Source organism: Streptomyces sp. NPDC004609, from assembly GCF_042873655.1.
GTDB lineage: Bacteria > Actinomycetota > Actinomycetes > Streptomycetales > Streptomycetaceae > Streptomyces.
On sequence record NZ_JBIALS010000036.1, the window covers coordinates 64,389 to 82,006 of the forward strand.

Below are 17,618 nucleotides of genomic sequence, written 5' to 3' on the forward strand. Positions count from 1 at the left end.
GCGGCAGCGGTGACAATGAGCGGGTGCACTATCGCGTACTCGGCACCACCCAGGCCCTCCGCGCCGACGGCACTCCCGCCGCCGTCGGCGGCGCGCGGCTGCGCGCGCTGCTGGCCGTCCTGGCACTGCGTGCCGGGCGCGCGGTGCCGGTCGGGGCGCTCGTCGACGAGGTGTGGGGCGGCGATCCGCCCGCCGACGCTTCGGGCGCGCTCCAGGCGCTGGTCGGACGGCTGCGGCGGGCCGTCGGGCCCGGCGCGGTGCTCTCGGTGGACGGCGGCTACCGCCTGGACGCGGACCCGGACGCCGTGGACCTCCACCGCTTCACACGGCTCGCGGGGGAGGGGACGCGTGCCCTGGAGGAGGGCGACCCGGCCAAGGCCGTGACCCTTCTGGAGGACGCGCTCGCGCTCTGGCAGGGCCCGCCGCTCGCCGACCTCCCCCACAGCACCGCGGAGACGGCCCGGCTGGAGGTACGGCACCTGGAGGCCCGCCGGGCGAGGCTCGGCGCGCTGCTCGGCCTCGGCCGGGCGGACGAGGCGCTGCCCGAACTGGCCGCGCTGTGCCACGCGTTCCCGATCGACGAACCGCTCCAGGCGCTGCGCGTACGGGCCCTGCGCGACACGGGCCGCCCGGCGGAGGCGCTGGCCGCGTACGAGGAGGTCCGGCGTGAGCTGTCCTCCCGTCTCGGCACGGACCCGGGCCCGCGGCTGCGGGCCCTGCACCGGGAGCTGCTCTCCCCGGCCGAACCCGCCGGGCCCGCCGGTCCGGCGCGGACCGCCCGCCCGGCCGCGCGTCCGGGCGGACACCCGGCCCCCGACGGCCCCTCGGGCCCGGCGCAGGGCCGGAACACCGCTGTCGAGGCGCCACCCCGAGCGGGACCGCACCCGCCGGGGACCACGCCCCCCGCCTCGCCCACGGCCCCCGCCCCGCATCCGGCCGACGCCCCGCCTGCGCCGCCCGCCCCGGAACCGCACGCGGACGCCCGGACCCCCGCCGGATACGGCCCGGGGCATCCCCTCGCGGCCGTGTCCGCGCCGGCGGCCGCACGGCGGGAGGGGGCCACGGCTCCCGGCCGCACGGTGGCGGCGGCGCCGCCACCGGCCGGCAACCTCCGGGCCCGGCTCACCTCCTTCGTGGGCCGTGGCGAGGACATCGCCGCCATCCGCGGCGACCTCGGCCGGGCGCGGCTGGTCACCCTGATGGGCCCCGGGGGCGCGGGGAAGACCCGGCTGTCGCAGGAGGCCGCCGAGCGGGTCGCGGGCGACCACCCCGACGGGGTGTGGCTGGCCGAACTCGCCCCGGTGGACGATCCGGCGACCGTGCCCGAGGCCGTGCTCACCGCGCTCGGCGCGCGGCAGACCGTGCTCCGCGGGGCCGGGACGGAGGAGATCCGGGCCGGGGAGCGCGCCGGGGACGACTCTCTGACGCGTCTGACCGAGCACTGCGCCCGCCGCCGGATGCTCCTGCTGCTCGACAACTGCGAACACGTGGTCGAGGCGGCCGCGGTGCTCGCCGAGCGGCTGCTGGAGAGCTGCCCGGGGCTGACCGTGCTCGCCACCAGCCGCGAACCCCTGGGCGTGCCGGGCGAGGTGGTCCGGCAGGTCGACCCGCTGCCCGACCCCATGGCGCTGCGGCTGCTCGCGGACCGGGGCGCCGCCGCCCGGCCCGGGTTCCGGGTCGACGGCGACCGGGAGGCCGCCGAGGAGATCTGCCGGCGGCTCGACGGGCTGCCGCTCGCCATCGAACTCGCCGCCGCCCGGCTGCGGATGCTCACCCCGCGCCAGATCGCGGACCGGCTCGACGACCGGTTCCGGCTGCTGACCAGCGGCAGCCGTACCGTACTGCCCCGCCAGCAGACGCTCCGCGCCGTCGTCGACTGGTCCTGGGAGCTGCTCCAGAAGCCCGAACGGGCCGTCCTGCGGCGGCTGTCCGTCTTCGCGGGCGGCTGTGACCTCGCCGCGGCCGAGGCCGTCTGCCCGGACACGGAGCACGGCGCGCCGGACGTCGCCGCCGTGCTCGGCTCCCTGATCGACAAGTCGCTCGTCGTCGCCGTTCCGGCGGCGGACGGCGGTATGCGCTACCGCCTCCTCGAAACCGTCGCCGAGTACGCCGCCGGGCGGCTGGACGAGGCCGCCGAGCGGGCCGCCGTGGAGCGCCGCCACCTCACGTACTACCGGGAGCTGGCGCGTACGACGGACCCGCTGCTGCGCGGCGCCGGACAGGGCGCCGCCATCGCGCTGATCCAGCGGGAGTACGAGAATCTGCGGACCGCGCTGCGCCGGGCCACCGCCGCCCGTGACGAGCAGGAGTCGCTGTCCCTGGTGCTGTCGCTGGCCTGGTACTGGCAGATGCGCGATCTGCGTACGGAGGCCCGGCACTGGGCCGAGACGGTGCGCGCGCTCGGCCCGGATCCGTTCGCGCCGCCCGCCACCCCGGCGCCCCCGGTCTTCGAACGGTTCACGGACGCCCCGCCGCCCATGGGTCCCGAACTGCTGGCGGAGGCCCGCCGCGCCAATGAACTGGTCCGCCTGGCCTGTATGAACCACGTCGGCGACGAGTGGACGACGCCCTCCGTCCTGGAGCGGCTGCGGGTGATCTCCCGCACCTACCGCGCCGGGCTGCCGCAGACCTGCCGCTTCCCCGGGGCGCTGTGGTTCTTCGCCGTCCTGCTGACCGAGGACGTGGGCGCGCTGCGCACCCTCCTCGACGGCACCGTCGACGCCTGCCGCTCGTACGGATACGAGTGGGAACTCGCCTCGGCGCTCCAGTCCCGGGCCAATGTCCTCGCCAACCGCTCCCGCTGGGCCGGGGACGCGGTGACCGACGCGCAGGAGTCGCTGGAGATCTTCGTCCGCCTCGGTGACTCCTGGGGCGCGGCCGAGGCCCTGTCCGCACGGGCCGAGGCACAGGAGCGGCGCGGTGAGTACGCCGCCGCCGCGCGGGACTACACCGCCGCCGTCGAGCACGCCGAACGGATCGGTGCCCGCGCCCAGGTGGCCGTCCTGCACGCCCGGCTCGGCGGTGTGCTGATGGAGACGGGCGACGGGGAGCGCGGGGAGGCGATCGTCCGTGAGGTGATCGCCGGGCAGGACGGGGCGTTGAGCGAGGCGGCGGCCTACTCCCGGCTGCTGCTCGCGCTGTGGCTCGGCCGCACCGGCCGCAGCGCCCAGGCCCGGGCCGAACTGCTGCTGTTGCTGGACCACTTCCGGTCGCACACGATGGCGCTCTTCGAGGGCATGGTGACCGGCTGTCTCAGCCGGCTGGACTTCACCGACGGACGGTACGAGGACGCGCTGCGCCGGGTGGAGTCGGCGCTGCCCCGGGCCCGGAACCCGCTGGGCATGATGGTCGCGCCGCAGCTGGTGGCGTTGCACCTGATCACCGGCGCCGGGGCGCTGGCCGGGGGATGGCCGGAGCGGGCGGCGGACGCGGCCCGGGTGATGGGGGCCGCCGACGCCCAGTTGCCGCCCGGCCACTTCTCGTCCCCGTACGAGAGGGAGCACCGGGAACAGGTCGAGGCGACCGTACGGGCCGCGCTCGGGGACGCCGCCTACGAGGCCGCGTACGCGGCGGGCGCCGGCCTGTCCGTCGACGAGGCCGGCGCCCTCGTCGGCGTCCCCGCGGCCCTCAGGTCTTCCGGCGGAACCGGGCGACCGCCAGCGGCGCCGTGACGGCGGTGATCAGCGCGGCCCAGCCCAGGGTCATCCAGACGGAGTCGCCGAAGCTGCCGCCGTTGATCAGGGCCCGGGCCGCGTCCGCGAGATTGGACAGCGGGTTGTACTCGGTGAAGGTCTCCAGCCAGTCGGGCATCGTCGACGGCGGGGCGAAGATCGAGGAGCCGAACTGCAGGGGCATCAGTACGATCATCGCCATTCCCTGGACGGCCTGAGCGGTCGGCAGGCTGAGACCCAGCAGGATGAAGATCCACATCAGCGAGGCGCCGAAGACCATGGACAGGCCCATCGCCGCCAGCAGCTCCAGCGGGGACGTCCTGATCTCCAGGCCGAGCAGGAAGCCCATCCCGAGCAGTACGGTCATCGCGACCAGCATCCGGCCGACCTCGACGACGATCTTCGCGACGAGCACGGAGGACCGGGCGATCGGCATCGCCCGGAAGCGGTCCATCACGCCCTTCTTGAGGTCGTCGTTGACGCCCGTTCCGACGGCCATCGCGATGTTCACGCCCATCATCGCCATCAGGCCGGGGATGACGTAGTTGACGTACGCGTCCTGGTTGCCCTTGCCGGAGATCGCGCCGCCGAAGACGTACACGAACAGCAGGGTGAAGATGACCGGCATCAGCAGGACGTCGAACATCGACTCCGGGTCCTGTTTGATCTGGAGGAGGTTGCGGCGGACCAGCGCGCCGATGTGGCGCAGGTTGGCCCGCGGCCCGATCCGGCCCTCGCCGGCCGGTCCGTCGCTCCCGGACGGGAGGGGCCCGTGGGCGGGTGCGGTGGCGGTGCTGTTCATGCGGCGGCCTCCTCGGGGACCTGGCGGTACAGGGACGCCTTTTCGCCGGTGACGGCCAGGAACACCTCGTCCAGGCTGGGCAGATGGGTGTCGATGTGCGCGATGCCGAAGCCGTGCGAGGCCATCAGGCCGATGACGGCGGTCAGTTGCCCGTCGGCGAGGACGGGGACGTTCAGACCGCCCTCGTCGGGCACGGCCGTCGCGCCGTCGATCCCGCCGAGACCGGACTCGGCGAGCGCCTTCGCCATCGCGGGCAGCTGTGCCGGATCGCTCGGCCGGATCCGGAGCGTACGGCCGCCGACCCTGGCCTTCAGCTCGTCCACCCGGCCGTTGGCGATGACCTTGCCCCGGTCGACGACGGTCAGTTCGTGCGCGAGCCGTTCGGCCTCCTCCATGTACTGGGTGGTGAGCAGTACGGTCGTGCCCTCCGTGACCATCCGCTGCACCTCGTCCCAGACCTCGTTGCGGGTGCGGGGGTCGAGGCCCGTCGTCGGCTCGTCCAGATAGAGCACGGCGGGCTCCCCGATCATCGAGGCGGCGAGGTCGAGCCGGCGGCGCATCCCGCCGGAGTACTGCATCACGGGGCGCTTCGCCGCGTCCGTGAGCGAGAAGCGCTCCAGCAGTTCGCCGGTGCGGCGGCGGGCGTCCTTCCGCGGCAGATCGAGCAGCCGCCCGATCATGTAGAGGTTCTCCCGGCCGGACAGCTTCTCGTCGACGGAGGCGTACTGCCCGGTGAGCCCGATGACCCTGCGCAGGGCCCGGGGCCGGCGCACCACGTCGTACCCGGCGACGACGGCGGTCCCGGAGTCGGGGACGACGAGGGTGGAGAGGCAGCGTACGAGAGTGGTCTTCCCGGCGCCGTTGGGGCCGAGCACACCGAGGACGGTTCCCTCGCGGACATCGAGGTCCACACCGTCCAGGGCCCTGGTCTCCCCGTAGTGCTTGACCAGCCCTCTCACCTCGACGGCGCGGCCGGAGCCGCCGCTCGGGTTCTTGTCGGTTCGGTTCATGCGGTCAACGATGCGGGCTCGTACCGACACGTCACCGACAGGCCACCGACAAGCCGCCGACACGGGTCCGGCACGCCGACAGCCCGCCGGCGGGGGAAGTTCGGCGGGCTGTCGTCCGTGCCGGGAGTGGCACATGGGGCGGTGCGGGCAGCGGCTCCCGGCGGTGCGGAGCCGGTCAGTGGAAGGTGTGCTCCTCCTGCGGGAACGCGCCGCCGACGACATCGTCCGCGAACGCCTTCGCCGCGTCGCCCAGCGTCCGGCGCAGATCGGCGTACTGCTTGGTGAAGCGCGGCACCTTGCCTCCGGTGAGCCCCGCCATGTCGGTCCAGACGAGGACCTGGGCGTCCGTGCCGGGGCCCGCGCCGATGCCGATGGTCGGGATCCGCAGCGAACGGGTGACCTCGGCGGCCAGCTCGGCCGGCACCAGTTCGAGGACGACGGCGAACGCGCCCGCCTCCTGGGCGACCTTCGCGTCGCGCAGCAGTTCCTCGGCGGCCTCCTCGCCGCGGCCCTGCACCCGGTACCCCATGGTGTTCACGGACTGCGGGGTCAGGCCCAGGTGCGCCATGACGGGGATGCCGGCCTGCGCGATCAGCTCGGTCTGCGGCAGGGAGCGCCGCCCGCCCTCCAGCTTGACGGCGCCCACCCCGGCCTCCTTGACCAGCCGGGTCGCGTTGCGCAGGGCCTGGACCGGGCCCTCCTGGTACGAGCCGAACGGCAGGTCGCCGACGATGAGCGCGCGGCTGGTGCCCCGTACGACGGCCGCGGACAGCATGGTCATGTGGTCCATGGTGACCGGCACGGTGGTGTCGTAGCCGAGATGGGTGTTGCCCATGGAGTCGCCGACGAGCATCACCGGAATCCCGGCCTCGTCGAACACGGACGCGGTCATCGCGTCGTAGGCGGTCAGCATGGGCCACTTCTCACCGCGCTCCTTGGCGGCGGCGATGTCGTGGACGGTGATGCGGCGAGTGCCCTTCCCGCCGTACAGCGCACTGCTGCTGTCGGCGGACTTGCGGGCAGCCTGAAGCGTCATGGCCAACGGCTCCTTGTGTCATCTCGAGGCGCCCTCACGGCGTCCCCGGACCGCCTCCATGGTGGCACTTCGTGCCGCATCGGGCTAGAGGTGCTCCGCCGGTAAAGAATTCATATACGAGACGGTCTCGTATCGAAATAGGGTTACGCTGATGCGCATGTCGACTCCTTCCGCCGCCGGCCCGCCGCCTGTACACCGGGTGCCCGAAGCCGTCCACCGCCGCCGCTGGGCCATCCTCACCGTGCTGATGTTCAGCGTGCTCATCGTGGTCCTGGACAACTCGATCCTGAACGTGGCGGTGAAGACCATCGCCAGCCCCGCGCCCACCGGCGTCGGGGCCACCCAGGGCGAGCTGGAGTGGGCGATCAACTCCTACACGCTCGTCTTCGCCGGACTCCTGTTCACCGCCGGCCTGCTCGGCGACCGCGTGGGCCGCAAGAAGGTCCTGCTCTTCGGGATCCTGGTCTTCGGTATCGGCTCGGGGCTCGCCGCGCTCTCCGGCACACCGGGTGAACTCATCGCCTGGCGCGCCGTCATGGGCTTCGGCGCCGCCTTCGTGATGCCCGCCACCCTCGCCGTGCTGATGAACGTCTTCGAGCGCGAGGAGCAGCCCAAGGCCATCGGCATCTGGGCGGGCAGCGTCGGCCTCGGCATCGCGATCGGCCCGATCGCCGGCGGGGTGCTCCTGGAGCACTTCTGGTGGGGCTCGATCTTCCTCGTCAACGTGCCGGTCGTCGTCATCGCGCTGATCGCGATGGCCGTCCTCGTGCCCGAGTCCAAGGACCCGGAGCCCGGCCGGATCGACCCCGTCGGGGTGCTGCTCTCCATCGTGGGCCTGGTCCTGCTGGTGTACGGCATCATCCGCGGCGGCGAACTCGCCGACTTCACCGCGGCCTCCTCGCTGCTGCCGATGCTCGGCGGCCTCGTCCTCCTCGTCGTGTTCGTGCTGCACGAGAAGCGCAGCGACCACCCCGCCATCGACATCGCGCACTTCAGGAAGCCCGCCTTCTCGGCCGCCGTCGCCGCCATCGCCCTGCTCTTCTTCGCCCTGATGGGCGTGACCTTCTTCTCCGCCTTCTACCTCCAGAGCGTGCGCGGCTACAGCGCGCTGGAGTCGGGGCTGCTCATCCTGCCGCTCGCCGTGGCCCAGATGGTGTTCGCGCCGCGCGCCCGTCTGGTCGCCGAACGCTTCGGGAACCGCGCGGTCTGCACGGGCGGCATGCTGCTGGTCGCCGCCGGACTCGCGGCCTTCGTCTTCTTCGACGCCTCGACCCCGCTGTGGGTGCTGGAGCTGGCCCTCTTCGCGCAGGGCGTCGGCATGGCGCACGTCACGCCGCCCGTCACCGTCGCCGTGATGCAGGCCCTGCCCCGCGAGAAGGCGGGCTCCGGCTCGGCGATCAACAACACCTTCCGCCAGGTCGGCGGAGCGCTGGGTATCGCCGTACTCGGCTCGGTGCTCTCCACGCGCTACCGCGGCGAGATGGAAGGGCATCTGGAGCATCTGCCCCACGAGGCGCGCGAGGCGGCCGGAGAGTCCATCGAGGGCACCCTCGCGGTCGCCGGGAAGCTCGGCCCTCAGGGCAGGGAGCTCATCGGCCCGGCGAACGACGCGTTCCTCAGCGCGATGCATCTGACCGCGATCGGCTCGGCCGCGGTCGCGCTGATCGGGGCGCTGGTCGTCGGTCTGTTCCTGCCGGGCAGGTCCGCCGCGCCGCCGGTGCCGCCCCAGCCCGCCGAGCGGCGGCCCGAGCCGGAGAAGGAGGGGGCGGCCGGACGCTGACCCCCGGCCCCGCCCCGCGCCGAGGCCTCGACAGGCCCGGGTGCGCCGGGCAGCCCGGGGCAGCCGGGGAATCGGAGAGAATCGGAGGCGACGGCGGTGTCGGCGAGAGGCGGAGTGGACGTGCCCCTGCACGAGCAGCACGACGAGCGGGGGAGCGGCGACGGTGCCGCCCCCGGCCCCGCGCCCCGCGCCCCGGCCGGTCCGCGCCCCGACCCCGACCCCGCACCCGCTGCCGGGGCGGGAGCCGGGGCGGGGGAGACGGCGGGAACCGGGTCCGCCGCTTGTGCCGACGCCGCACCAGCGTCCGATTCCGGCTGCTGCGGTGGCGCGCGGCCGGGCGCGGCCCGCCGGGGCCGCCCCCGCAGCGAGGCCGCCGAGCGCTCCATCATCGGGACCGTGGTGCGCCTTCTGGAGGAGGGCGTCCCGCTCTCCGAACTCTCCATCGAGCGCATCGCCCGTACCGCGGGCGTGGGCAAGGCCACCATCTACCGCCGCTGGGAGGGCAAGGAGGCGCTCTTCGTCGACGTCGTCCGCTCCATCGAGCCCGTGGACGCGCCGCTGCCCGGCACCAGTGTCCGCGACGACCTGGTCGCGATGATCGAGTCCCTGCGCCGGCGCGGTCTCGCCAAGCGCTCGTCGACGCTGCTCCTCAGCATCTTCGCGCAGATGCAGGCGTATCCCCAGTTGTGGGACATGTACAACCGTGTCTCCGTCACCCCGCGGCGCACGCTGCTGCGGGAGATCCTGCGGCGCGGTGTCGAGAACGGCGAGATCCGCGCGGACCTCGACCCCGATCTGCTGAACGACCTCTTCGTGGGGCCTATGCTCGTACGCACCGTGCTGTACCCGGCGAGCACTCCCGCCGAGGGCAGCGCGGAACGGATCGTCGACGCGGTGCTTTCGGGCGTACGACCCCGGAAGTGACAGAGACGGGCGTGCGGCGGCGGGGGGACACGCCCGGACCCGCACCCCGCCCGAAGTGTGCGGGTTCTGTCACAGCGTCCCCACCTGGCCGAATATCAGGAACTCCGTACGCCACACGGCTCGTCATCCGGACAGACGGCCGCTCGCGGGCGGCAGGGCACGTACCGTCATCGCCTAGTGTCGACGTCCAGGCTGGTGTGTGACGGCGCAACGCAGTGAGGACAGCTCCATGGTGCAGGCGTACAAGACGGAGACGGGGAACGGCGGCCCGGGGGACCGGCACTCCGGGTCCCGGTTCCGCGGCCTGCTGGACCGATGGCGCGGCGGCCGGGACATCTGGCGGCGGGGACTCCTCCTCGCCTCCTTCGCGGTGCTGATCGCCCTTCTGATGATCTTTCACGCGCAGTTGCCCAACCGCATCGGGAACCTCGGCAGCCTGTCCGAGACGTTTCTGCCCTGGCTGGGTGTGGTGTTCGTACCGCTGCTGCTCGCCGCGGCGCTCTGGAGGCGTTCGGCCACCGCGCTGATCGCCCTGCTGCTTCCGGCCGTCGTGTGGTTCAACCTGTTCGGCGGACTGCTCACGGACAAGTCGTCGGGCGGTGGCGATCTGACGGTCGCCACGCACAACGTCAACGCGGACAATCCCGACCCGGAGGGCACGGCCAGGGAGGTCGCCGCCTCCGGCGCGGATGTGCTGGCCCTTCAGGAACTGCCCCACGGCCAGGTCTCCACCTATGAGCGGGCGCTCGCGGCCGGCTACAAGTACCACTCGGTGCAGGGCACGGTCGGCCTGTGGAGCAAGTATCCGATGTCCGACACCCGGCCCGTCGAGATCCGGATGGGCTGGACCCGTGCGATGCGCTCCACCGTCAGCACCCCGCAGGGCGAGGTCGCCGTGTACGTCGCCCATATGCCGTCCGTACGGGTCAAGATGCGTGCGGGCTTCACCGCCAACCAGCGCGACGACAGCGCGGACGCGCTCGGAGAGGCCATCGCCCACGAGCCGGTCGGCAGGGTGGTGCTGCTGGGCGATCTCAACGGCACGATGAACGACCGCGCGCTGAACGCCATCACCTCCCAGATGCGGTCGACCCAGGGCGCGGCGGGCGACGGCTTCGGCTTCAGCTGGCCGGCGTCGTTCCCCATGGCCCGGATCGACCAGATCCTGGTGAAGGGCGTCGAGCCGGTGTCCTCGTGGACGCTCCCGCGGACCGACAGCGACCATCTGCCGATCGCGGCGGGCATCGAGCTGTGACGGCGCCCCGGAGTAAAACCCCGGAACCCTGAGCCGGAACCCGGAACCCTGAGCAGGACCCCGGACCGGGCGCCGGCGTCGGCACCCGCACCGGAACCCGCCCCCGGGCTCAGCCGGCCGTCGTCTCCCGCCAGCGGTTGGTGATCGGCAGCCGGCGGTCCTTGCCGAAGCCCTTCGCCGAGATCTTGGTGCCCGGCGGGTACTGCCGCCGCTTGTACTCGGCGGTGTCCACCATCCGCAGGGTCCTCGCGACCAGTTCCTCGTCGAACCCGGCGGCCACGATCGCCTCCCTGCCCCGGTCGCGGTCCACGTACAGCTCCAGGATCCGGTCCAGGACGCCGTAGTCCGGCAGCGAGTCCGTGTCGACCTGCCCGGGGCGCAGCTCCGCGCTCGGCGGCTTGGTGATCGACGCCTCCGGGATCGGCGGCACCTGCCCGCGCTCCTCTGCGGCCCGGTTGCGCCACTTCGCCAGCCGGAAGACCGTCGTCTTGTAGACGTCCTTGATGGGCCCGTACGCGCCGACGGAGTCGCCGTACAGCGTCGAGTACCCCACCGCCAGCTCGGACTTGTTGCCCGGCGCGAGCACGATGTGCCCCTCCTGGTTGGAGAGGGCCATCAGCGTCGTGCCGCGCAGCCGCGACTGGAGGTTCTCCTCGGAGAGTCCGGTCAGCGCGAGGGAGTCCATGTAGGCGTCGAACATCGGCCCGATGGGGACGGTACGGAACCGGAGGCCGGTGCGGCGGGCCAGTTCGGCGGCGTCGTCCTTGGAGTGCTCGGAGGAGTACTTCGACGGCATGGAGACCCCGTACACGTTCCGCGCGCCGAGCGCGTCGCAGGCGAGCGCGGCGACCAGCGCGGAGTCGATGCCGCCGGAGAGGCCGATCAGTACCGAGCCGAATCCGTTCTTCGCGGCGTAGGCGCGCAGGCCCACGACGAGCGCGGAGTACACCTCCTCGTCGTCGTCCAGTCGTTCGGCGTAGCCGCCCGTCAGCTCGGCCTCGTACGCCGGGAGCGGATCCGGTGAGATGACGACGTGGTCGACGCGCAGCCCGTCGTCGACCACTCCCGTCGGGATCGCGCCCGCGGCAGGGAGGTCCAGATCGAGGACGACGCTGCCCTCGGAGAACTGCGGGGCGCGGGCGATGACGTCGCCCGCCGCGTCGACGACGATGGAGTCGCCGTCGAAGACCAGCTCGTCCTGGCCGCCGATCATCGCGCAGTACGCCGTGACGCACCCGGCCTCCTGGGCGCGCTTGCGCACCAGCTCCAGCCGGGTGTCGTCCTTGTTCTGCTCGTAGGGGGAGGCGTTGATCGAGATCAGCAGCCCCGCCCCGGCGGACCGGGCCGCGGGCACCCGGCCGCCGTCCTGCCACAGGTCCTCGCAGATCGCGAGCGCCACATCGATCCCGTGCACCCGGATCACGGGCATCGTGTCGCCGGGCACGAAGTAGCGGAACTCGTCGAAGACGCCGTAGTTCGGCAGATGGTGTTTGGCGAACGTCAGCACCACCTCGCCGCCGTGCAGTACGGCGGCGGCGTTGCGCGGCGCGCCCGCCGGCTGGCCGTACTTCGGCTGTGCGGTCTCCGAGCGGTCCAGATAGCCGACGATCACGGGCAGCCGCCCGAACCCCTCCTCGTCCAGCCGCGCGGCGAGGGCCCGCAGGGCGGACCGGGACGCGTCCACGAAGGACGACCGCAGGGCCAGATCCTCCACGGGATAGCCGGTGAGCACCATCTCCGGGAAGGCGACGAGGTGCGCCCCCTGCTCGGCGGAGTGCCGGGTCCAGTGCACGATCGCCTCGGTGTTCGCGGCGAGATCGCCGACGGTCGAGTCGATCTGATTCAGGGCGAGGCGTAGTTGAGGCACGCGGCCCAGTGTAATCGTCTTTCTGACGCGATATGCGGGGCGGGAGGTGTGGGACGCCCCACGCGGGGCGCCCCGGCCCCCTGCTACTTGAGGTAACCCAGCACGGTCATCATCCCGGCCTCCGCGTGGTACACGTTGTGGCAGTGGATCATCCACAGCCCCGGGTTGTCGGCGTCGAAGTCGGCGGTCAGCGTGCCGTTCGGCAGCACGACCGCGGTGTCCTTGCGCGGTCCGCCCGCCCGGTTCGCGAGGCCGAAGGTGTGCCCGTGCAGATGCAGCGGGTGCCACATCTGCGTCGGGTTGCTGAAGACCAGCCGCACCCGCTCGCCCGCGCGGACCGCGTGACGGACGTCCGGCGTGTACGGCTTGCCGTCGAAGGCCCAGTCGTACTTCTCCATCCCGCCGGACAGCGCGATCCTGATCGTGCGGTCCGGCTTGCGGGAGGGCAGCGCCACGGACGCGTCGGCGCGCAGCCCGTCCGCCGTCAGCACCCGCCGGGTCAGCTCCTTCGGCCGTACGGACGCGCCGGGCGCGGTGCCGCCGCCGGTACGCAGGAGGGCGAGCGCGGTCGCGTCCTTGCCCTCCGCGAGCGCGACGAGCGGAAAGACCCCGTCACCCGCCGTCACCAGGACGTCGTACCGCTCGCCCATGCCGATCAGCAGTGCGTCCGTCTTCGTGTGCGCGACCGGGAATCCGTCCGTGTGGGTGACGGTCATCTCGTGGCCGCCGAGCGCGACCCGGAAGGCCGTGTCCCCGCCCGCGTTGACGATCCGCAGCCGGATCCGCTCACCGGGCTTCGCGCCGAAGACGACGGGCGCCTGCGGGGTCCTTCCGTTGACGAGGTAGTGCGGATAGGCCACATCCCCGGCGTCCCCGCCCAGCAGATCGCTCTTGGCGCCCATCATCATCCGGGACGGCCCGCCGGGGTCCGGCGACTCGGTGGTCATCGCGCCCATGTCGTGCCCCTCGTGCCCGCCTCCGGACATGCCCTTGCGCAGTTCGCCGAGGACCGCGTCCGGGGTGGAGCCGTCGACGCCGTCGACCCAGTCGTCGAGGACGATCACCCACTCCTTGTCGTACGTCAGAGGCTCCCTCGGGTCCTCCACGATCAGGGGCGCGTACAGGCCCCGGTCCTGCTGGACCCCCGAGTGCGGGTGGAACCAGTAGGTCCCCGGGTGCGGGACGGCGAAGCGGTACTCGAACGTCGCTCCCGGCTTGACCGGCTTCTGGGTGAGATCCGGGACGCCGTCCATGTCGTTGCGCAGGGCGAGCCCGTGCCAGTGCAGGGACGTCGACTGGGGGAGGTTGTTGGCGAGGGTGAGCGCGAGGGTGTCACCGGCGGTGACCCGCACCTCCTGGCCGGGCAGCCGGTCCCCGTACGCCCAGGACCGGACCGTGAGCCCGCCCCCGAGGTCGAGCGGGGTCGCCACGGCGGTGAGCCTCACCTTCCGCACGGGGCCCTTCCCCCGCTTGGCCTCCGCGTCGAGGACCTCCTTGCCTCCGGGCTCGACGAAGCCCTTGGCGCCGGGCGCCGTGCCGCCCGGCGCTTTGCCGCCGTGTCCTTCGTGCCCGCCGCCGTTCCCGCCTCCGGAACAGGCGGCGAGGACGCCCGTCCCGGCCGCGGCGAGTGATGCTCCGAGCAGGGAACGGCGCGTGATGTACGTACTCATGACTGGTCCACCTCGTGACGATGTCGGTGTGTGCCTGGGGATCGGACGCGTCGCGCGTTCCTAGATCCGCAGCACCGACAACCGCGCGAGGCGTATCCGGGGAGGGGGCGCTCCGGCCCACGGGATCTCCCGCCGCGTGCCCGTGAGCAGACGGGCCGGGCCGGCCCACCGCCCGAACCACCCGGCCGCGACGGCGAGTACCGCGACACCCCAGGCCCCGAGCACGGCCAGACAGACCAGGGCCGGATCCATGGAGCCGTGCCGGGGGCCGGACGGGCCGAGCGACGCGGTGGCGGTGGATTCGCCGTGCGCCGCGGCCCGGTGACGGTCCGGGCCGGGCGCCGCGCGCTCGGCATGCGCCCCGCCCGGCGCGGCCCGCACTCCCGCGGCCCGCACTCCCGCGGCCCGCACTCCCGCGACCCGCACGCCTGCGGCCTCCGTGACCGGGTGATGCCCGGCCGGGAGACGGGTGGAGGGGTGCGGGGCCTGGGGATGCGCGGCCTGGACGGGCGCGGCCCGCTCCCGGGGGGCCGCCTCGGCCGCGGCCTCCCGGGCGCCGTGGTGCGGTGTGCCGACGGCCTCCCCGGCGGCGACCGCGACGGGCGCCGGCGGCATCCCGTGCGAGGAGGAGGGATGGCCCATCGTGTGCATCGTGGCGATGCCGAACAGCAGCGCGAGGAACAGCAGAAGCTGTCCGCTGCGCGAGCCGGGGGCGATCACCATGATCCGTATACTACCCCTCCCGGGTATGCGGGCCCGGGAGAATCAGCCATCGGTGAGTGATCATGGACGGATGAACGCCGTCCTGATAGCCCTCGGCGCGCTCGCCTACACGGCCTGGCTGCTCGAAGTCGTCGTGTCGACCGGCCTCGATCCCGTACAGACCTACGTCAGCGAACTCGCCGCCGCCGACCAGCCGCTGGGGGGACTCTTCCGCGCCACGGACCTCACCGCCGGGGTGCTCGTCCTCGCCGGGGCCGTCTGGGCACTGACCCGTACACCCCGCAGGCCGTGGGCGCTCGTCGGCTGGGGCGGCGTCACCCTCTTCGGCGCGGCGACCGCCGTCGACTCACGGCTGCCGCTGAGCTGCGCGCCGACCGCCGACCCCGAGTGCGCCGCCCGCGAGACCGCCGGGCTCGTGCCCGCCACGCACACGGCTCACGCCGTCAGCTCCTCCCTCGCGATGACCGGCGCGCTCATCGGGATCACCGGACTCACCGTCGCCGCGCGACGGTACGGCTGGTGGCCGGAACTCGCCCGTTTCGGACCGGTGCTCGTGGTGCTGGAACTTCTCGCCACCGTATGGACCCTGTCCGCCGTCGCCGCCTTCGAAGCGGGGCACGGCACCTGGTCGCTCGGTGCAGGGCAGCGGCTCCAGGTGCTGTTCGTGGCAGTCTGGCTGGGACTGCTCGCGCTCTCCATGGCGCGGGAACGAAGTCGGCCACGGCCGGCCGGAGACGGGGCGTTGTGATGTTCGTACAGGTCGCAGGCGTTGCGCACCATGTGGTCGTCGAGGGCAGCGGGCCGGTCTGCGTGCTCAGCGCCGGGCTGGGGCTCAGCTGGTTCGACTGGGACCCGGTCGTCCCCCTGCTCGCACCTCACCGCACCGTCGTGCGCTTCGACCGCCCGGGGCACGGGCTCAGCGCCCCGGCCGCGGTGCGCCCCACCGCCGCCGGGGAGGCCCACCGCATCGCCGCCCTGCTGGACGCGCTCGGCGCCGCCGGGCCCGCCACGGTCGTGGCGCACTCGATCGCCGGGTTCCACGCGGAAGCCTTCGCCCGGCTGCATCCCTCCCGTACCGCCGCCGTCGTCCTCGTCGACTCCAGCGTCGAGGAGCGGGCCCGGCCGCCCGCCGCGCCCGCCTTCCGCGACGCGGCCGGCCGGGTCACGGGCGGCGGGCTGGGCGCGGCGGGACTCCCCGCGGCCCTCGGGCCCCTGGCCCGGCGCGCGCTGGTCCGCCTCTCCCGTACCGGCGGCGGGGACCCGGCCCCCGCCGATCTCGTACGCCGTGTCTACGCGACCTCGCGGGTGCTGCGGGGCGCGCTCCTGGAGAACGTCCACTACCGCGCCGTGGCCGCCGAACTCCTCGCGCTGCGTGCGCAGCACGCCCTGCCGGACGGCGTACCGGTGACCGTGCTCGCCGCGACGGCGGGCGGACGCCGCTGGACGGCGCGCCAGCGCGAACTGGCCCTGCTGCTGGGCGCCCGCTTCCGCGAGATCGCCCCGGCCGGGCATCTGCTGATGCTGGACCGCCCCGACGCGGTGGCCCGGGCGGTCCTCGACGGCGCGGCCCCCGGCGCCACGGGCCGGGAGCCGTAGCCCCGCGCCCGGACGTCGGGGCAGGCGGTACGGGACGATCAGGCGGGCACCGGCGGAGACACCGGAAGCCGTACCGGACCCCGCACGGAGCCTCGCGGCGCGGACGCCGGGCATGCCGCGGTGACGGAAGCAGCGGAGGCGCCGGACATGCCGTGGGTTGCGGAAGCACCGGAAGTGCTGGGGCGGCGCGAGTGCCTCGGAGCCGGGGGGCCGGGCGGGATGCCGAGGGCCTGCCCGGGCGGGCCGGGGCGTCAGCCTCTCGCGTAGACCCGTTCCATCCACGACGCGAGCTGCTCGTCGGACAGATGCTGCGCGAGATCGGCCTCGCTGATCATGCCGACCAGCCGCTTGTTCTCGATCACGGGCAGCCGCCGGATCTGGTGGACCTCCATCTCCTGGAGCACGTCGTCCACCCCCGAGCCCGCCTCGATCCAGCGCGGGGTGCCCTTGGCCATCTCGCCCGCGGTGGTCTGCGCCGGGTCGTGGCCCATGGCGACACAGCCGATGACGATGTCGCGGTCGGTGAGGATGCCGCAGAGGCGTTCTTCGGCGTCGGCGATGGGCAGCGCGCCGACGTTCAGCTCGCGCATCAGCTGCGCGGCACGGTCGAGTGTCTCGTGGGCGGGGATCCACTGGGCCCCGGTGTGCATGATGTCCTTGGCGGTGGTCATGTGCGTCCTCCTGGAACCTGGAGCCTGGATCGGCTGACGGTCCGAGCGCATTCATCGTCGTTCGGCCGTTCGGCGTACGCGACCGCTGTAGGCCAAACGGGTGAACGGTGACGTCGCCACCCGGCGCCGCCGCGCCCCCGGTCGACCGGTCCCCGCCGGTGCCACCAGGGCCGTCTCGGAGAGCCGTGGAGACCCTGACGGGCCCGACGGCATGGCGCACTTCCGCGGCCCCGGGTCCGGGACGGGCGCGGGGAGGGCCCCTGGGCGGGCTGCTGCCCCAGGGGGAGTCCGCGGTCGTCCGCGGGGCGAAGCCGTCCCTCGCCGGGCCGCCGCAGGAGACCGCCCCGGGCCGCACCGCGGACCCCCGACCGGCCGGCGCGCCCGGGGCACGCCGCCGCTCGCGGGCGTCCGTCCCCGGATCACCCGGCGCCTCTCCGGGGCGGACGGGTGGGGCGCCGGGGGAGTGAGCGCGCGACCCGTCCGCCGGACCCCGACGGCCCGGCGGACGGCGCCGGAGCGGTCACCGCGCTAGGGCGTGTATCGAAAGTCCCGCCTGGCCTGCGACGCCCAGCACGCACACTCGCTGCGTTGTCGGAATCACCCAAGTACGTCC

13 protein-coding genes are annotated in these 17,618 nt (G+C 73.6%); 6 read left to right on the plus strand and 7 right to left on the minus strand.

What is annotated here, in order from left to right; translation table 11 throughout:
- The first annotated feature begins 23 nt into the window (after positions 1–23).
- Positions 24–3,671 (plus strand): BTAD domain-containing putative transcriptional regulator, encoded by a 3,648-nt coding sequence (locus ACFYT4_RS29035; RefSeq protein WP_389275317.1) that lies wholly within the window; start codon positions 24–26, stop codon positions 3,669–3,671.
- On the opposite strand, the gene ACFYT4_RS29040 is transcribed toward ACFYT4_RS29035, so the two are convergent.
- From ACFYT4_RS29040 to panB, 3 genes are all read right to left on the minus strand, one after another.
- Positions 3,628–4,473 (minus strand): ABC transporter permease, encoded by an 846-nt coding sequence (locus ACFYT4_RS29040; protein ID WP_389275320.1) that lies wholly within the window; start codon positions 4,471–4,473, stop codon positions 3,628–3,630. The genes ACFYT4_RS29035 and ACFYT4_RS29040 overlap by 44 nt on opposite strands.
- A complete protein-coding gene (locus ACFYT4_RS29045) occupies positions 4,470–5,483 on the minus strand; it encodes an ATP-binding cassette domain-containing protein (RefSeq protein ID WP_389275323.1) in 1,014 nt (337 codons plus the stop codon). Before ACFYT4_RS29045 ends, ACFYT4_RS29040 begins: the two co-directional genes overlap by 4 nt.
- Before the next feature lie 175 nt (positions 5,484–5,658).
- Entirely contained in the window at positions 5,659–6,519 is an 861-nt protein-coding gene (panB, locus tag ACFYT4_RS29050) for a 3-methyl-2-oxobutanoate hydroxymethyltransferase (protein WP_389275325.1), read from the minus strand.
- A gap of 157 nt (positions 6,520–6,676) precedes the next feature.
- On the opposite strand from panB, the gene ACFYT4_RS29055 reads away from it, so the two are divergent.
- The 3 genes from ACFYT4_RS29055 (at position 6,677) to ACFYT4_RS29065 (ending at position 10,478) form a co-directional block, all read left to right on the plus strand.
- Entirely contained in the window at positions 6,677–8,299 is a 1,623-nt protein-coding gene (locus ACFYT4_RS29055; RefSeq protein WP_389275328.1) for an MFS transporter, read from the plus strand.
- 120 nt (positions 8,300–8,419) lie between these two features.
- Positions 8,420–9,223: a TetR/AcrR family transcriptional regulator gene (locus tag ACFYT4_RS29060; RefSeq protein ID WP_389275331.1), complete on the plus strand. Its 804-nt coding sequence runs from the start codon at positions 8,420–8,422 to the stop codon at positions 9,221–9,223.
- Between the two features lie 229 nt (positions 9,224–9,452).
- Positions 9,453–10,478 (plus strand): endonuclease/exonuclease/phosphatase family protein, encoded by a 1,026-nt coding sequence (locus ACFYT4_RS29065; protein ID WP_389275362.1) that lies wholly within the window; start codon positions 9,453–9,455, stop codon positions 10,476–10,478.
- A gap of 109 nt (positions 10,479–10,587) precedes the next feature.
- Here the strand turns inward: ACFYT4_RS29065 and ACFYT4_RS29070 are convergent, their stop codons facing one another.
- The 3 genes from ACFYT4_RS29070 to ACFYT4_RS29080 all read right to left on the minus strand — a co-directional run bounded on the left by ACFYT4_RS29070 (position 10,588) and on the right by ACFYT4_RS29080 (position 14,738).
- Positions 10,588–12,345 (minus strand): NAD+ synthase, encoded by a 1,758-nt coding sequence (locus ACFYT4_RS29070; RefSeq protein ID WP_389275334.1) that lies wholly within the window; start codon positions 12,343–12,345, stop codon positions 10,588–10,590.
- Between the two features lie 83 nt (positions 12,346–12,428).
- On the minus strand, positions 12,429–14,015 hold the full coding sequence (locus ACFYT4_RS29075) for a multicopper oxidase domain-containing protein (RefSeq protein WP_389275337.1): 1,587 nt from the start codon (positions 14,013–14,015) through the stop codon (positions 12,429–12,431).
- Positions 14,016–14,075: 60 nt separating this feature from the next.
- Positions 14,076–14,738, minus strand: coding sequence for a hypothetical protein (locus ACFYT4_RS29080; protein WP_389275340.1), 663 nt, complete (start codon positions 14,736–14,738; stop codon positions 14,076–14,078).
- A 70-nt stretch (positions 14,739–14,808) separates the two neighbouring features.
- Here ACFYT4_RS29080 and ACFYT4_RS29085 point away from each other — a divergent pair, with 70 nt between their 5' ends.
- Both ACFYT4_RS29085 and ACFYT4_RS29090 read left to right on the plus strand, forming a co-directional pair.
- Positions 14,809–15,486, plus strand: a complete 678-nt coding sequence (locus ACFYT4_RS29085; RefSeq protein WP_389275343.1) for a DUF998 domain-containing protein — start codon at positions 14,809–14,811, stop codon at positions 15,484–15,486.
- A complete protein-coding gene (locus ACFYT4_RS29090) occupies positions 15,486–16,334 on the plus strand; it encodes an alpha/beta fold hydrolase (RefSeq protein WP_389275346.1) in 849 nt (282 codons plus the stop codon). Before ACFYT4_RS29085 ends, ACFYT4_RS29090 begins: the two co-directional genes overlap by 1 nt.
- 251 nt (positions 16,335–16,585) lie before the next feature.
- Here ACFYT4_RS29090 and ACFYT4_RS29095 read toward each other — a convergent pair whose 3' ends face one another.
- Positions 16,586–17,005: a CBS domain-containing protein gene (locus ACFYT4_RS29095; protein ID WP_389275350.1), complete on the minus strand. Its 420-nt coding sequence runs from the start codon at positions 17,003–17,005 to the stop codon at positions 16,586–16,588.
- Between the last annotated feature and the right edge of the window lie 613 nt (positions 17,006–17,618).

What these genes read in the sequence shown, in the direction of transcription:
- ACFYT4_RS29090 (WP_389275346.1), top strand. Translation starts at nt 15,486, where the DNA reads ATGTTCGTACAGGTCGCAGGCGTTGCGCACCATGTGGTCGTCGAGGGC.
- ACFYT4_RS29045 (WP_389275323.1), bottom strand. Translation starts at nt 5,483, where the DNA reads ATGAACCGAACCGACAAGAACCCGAGCGGCGGCTCCGGCCGCGCCGTC.
- ACFYT4_RS29065 (WP_389275362.1), top strand. Translation starts at nt 9,453, where the DNA reads ATGGTGCAGGCGTACAAGACGGAGACGGGGAACGGCGGCCCGGGGGAC.
- ACFYT4_RS29085 (WP_389275343.1), top strand. Translation starts at nt 14,809, where the DNA reads ATGAACGCCGTCCTGATAGCCCTCGGCGCGCTCGCCTACACGGCCTGG.
- ACFYT4_RS29055 (WP_389275328.1), top strand. Translation starts at nt 6,677, where the DNA reads ATGTCGACTCCTTCCGCCGCCGGCCCGCCGCCTGTACACCGGGTGCCC.
- ACFYT4_RS29075 (WP_389275337.1), bottom strand. Translation starts at nt 14,015, where the DNA reads ATGAGTACGTACATCACGCGCCGTTCCCTGCTCGGAGCATCACTCGCC.
- ACFYT4_RS29095 (WP_389275350.1), bottom strand. Translation starts at nt 17,005, where the DNA reads ATGACCACCGCCAAGGACATCATGCACACCGGGGCCCAGTGGATCCCC.
- ACFYT4_RS29080 (WP_389275340.1), bottom strand. Translation starts at nt 14,738, where the DNA reads ATGGTGATCGCCCCCGGCTCGCGCAGCGGACAGCTTCTGCTGTTCCTC.
- ACFYT4_RS29040 (WP_389275320.1), bottom strand. Translation starts at nt 4,473, where the DNA reads ATGAACAGCACCGCCACCGCACCCGCCCACGGGCCCCTCCCGTCCGGG.
- panB (WP_389275325.1), bottom strand. Translation starts at nt 6,519, where the DNA reads ATGACGCTTCAGGCTGCCCGCAAGTCCGCCGACAGCAGCAGTGCGCTG.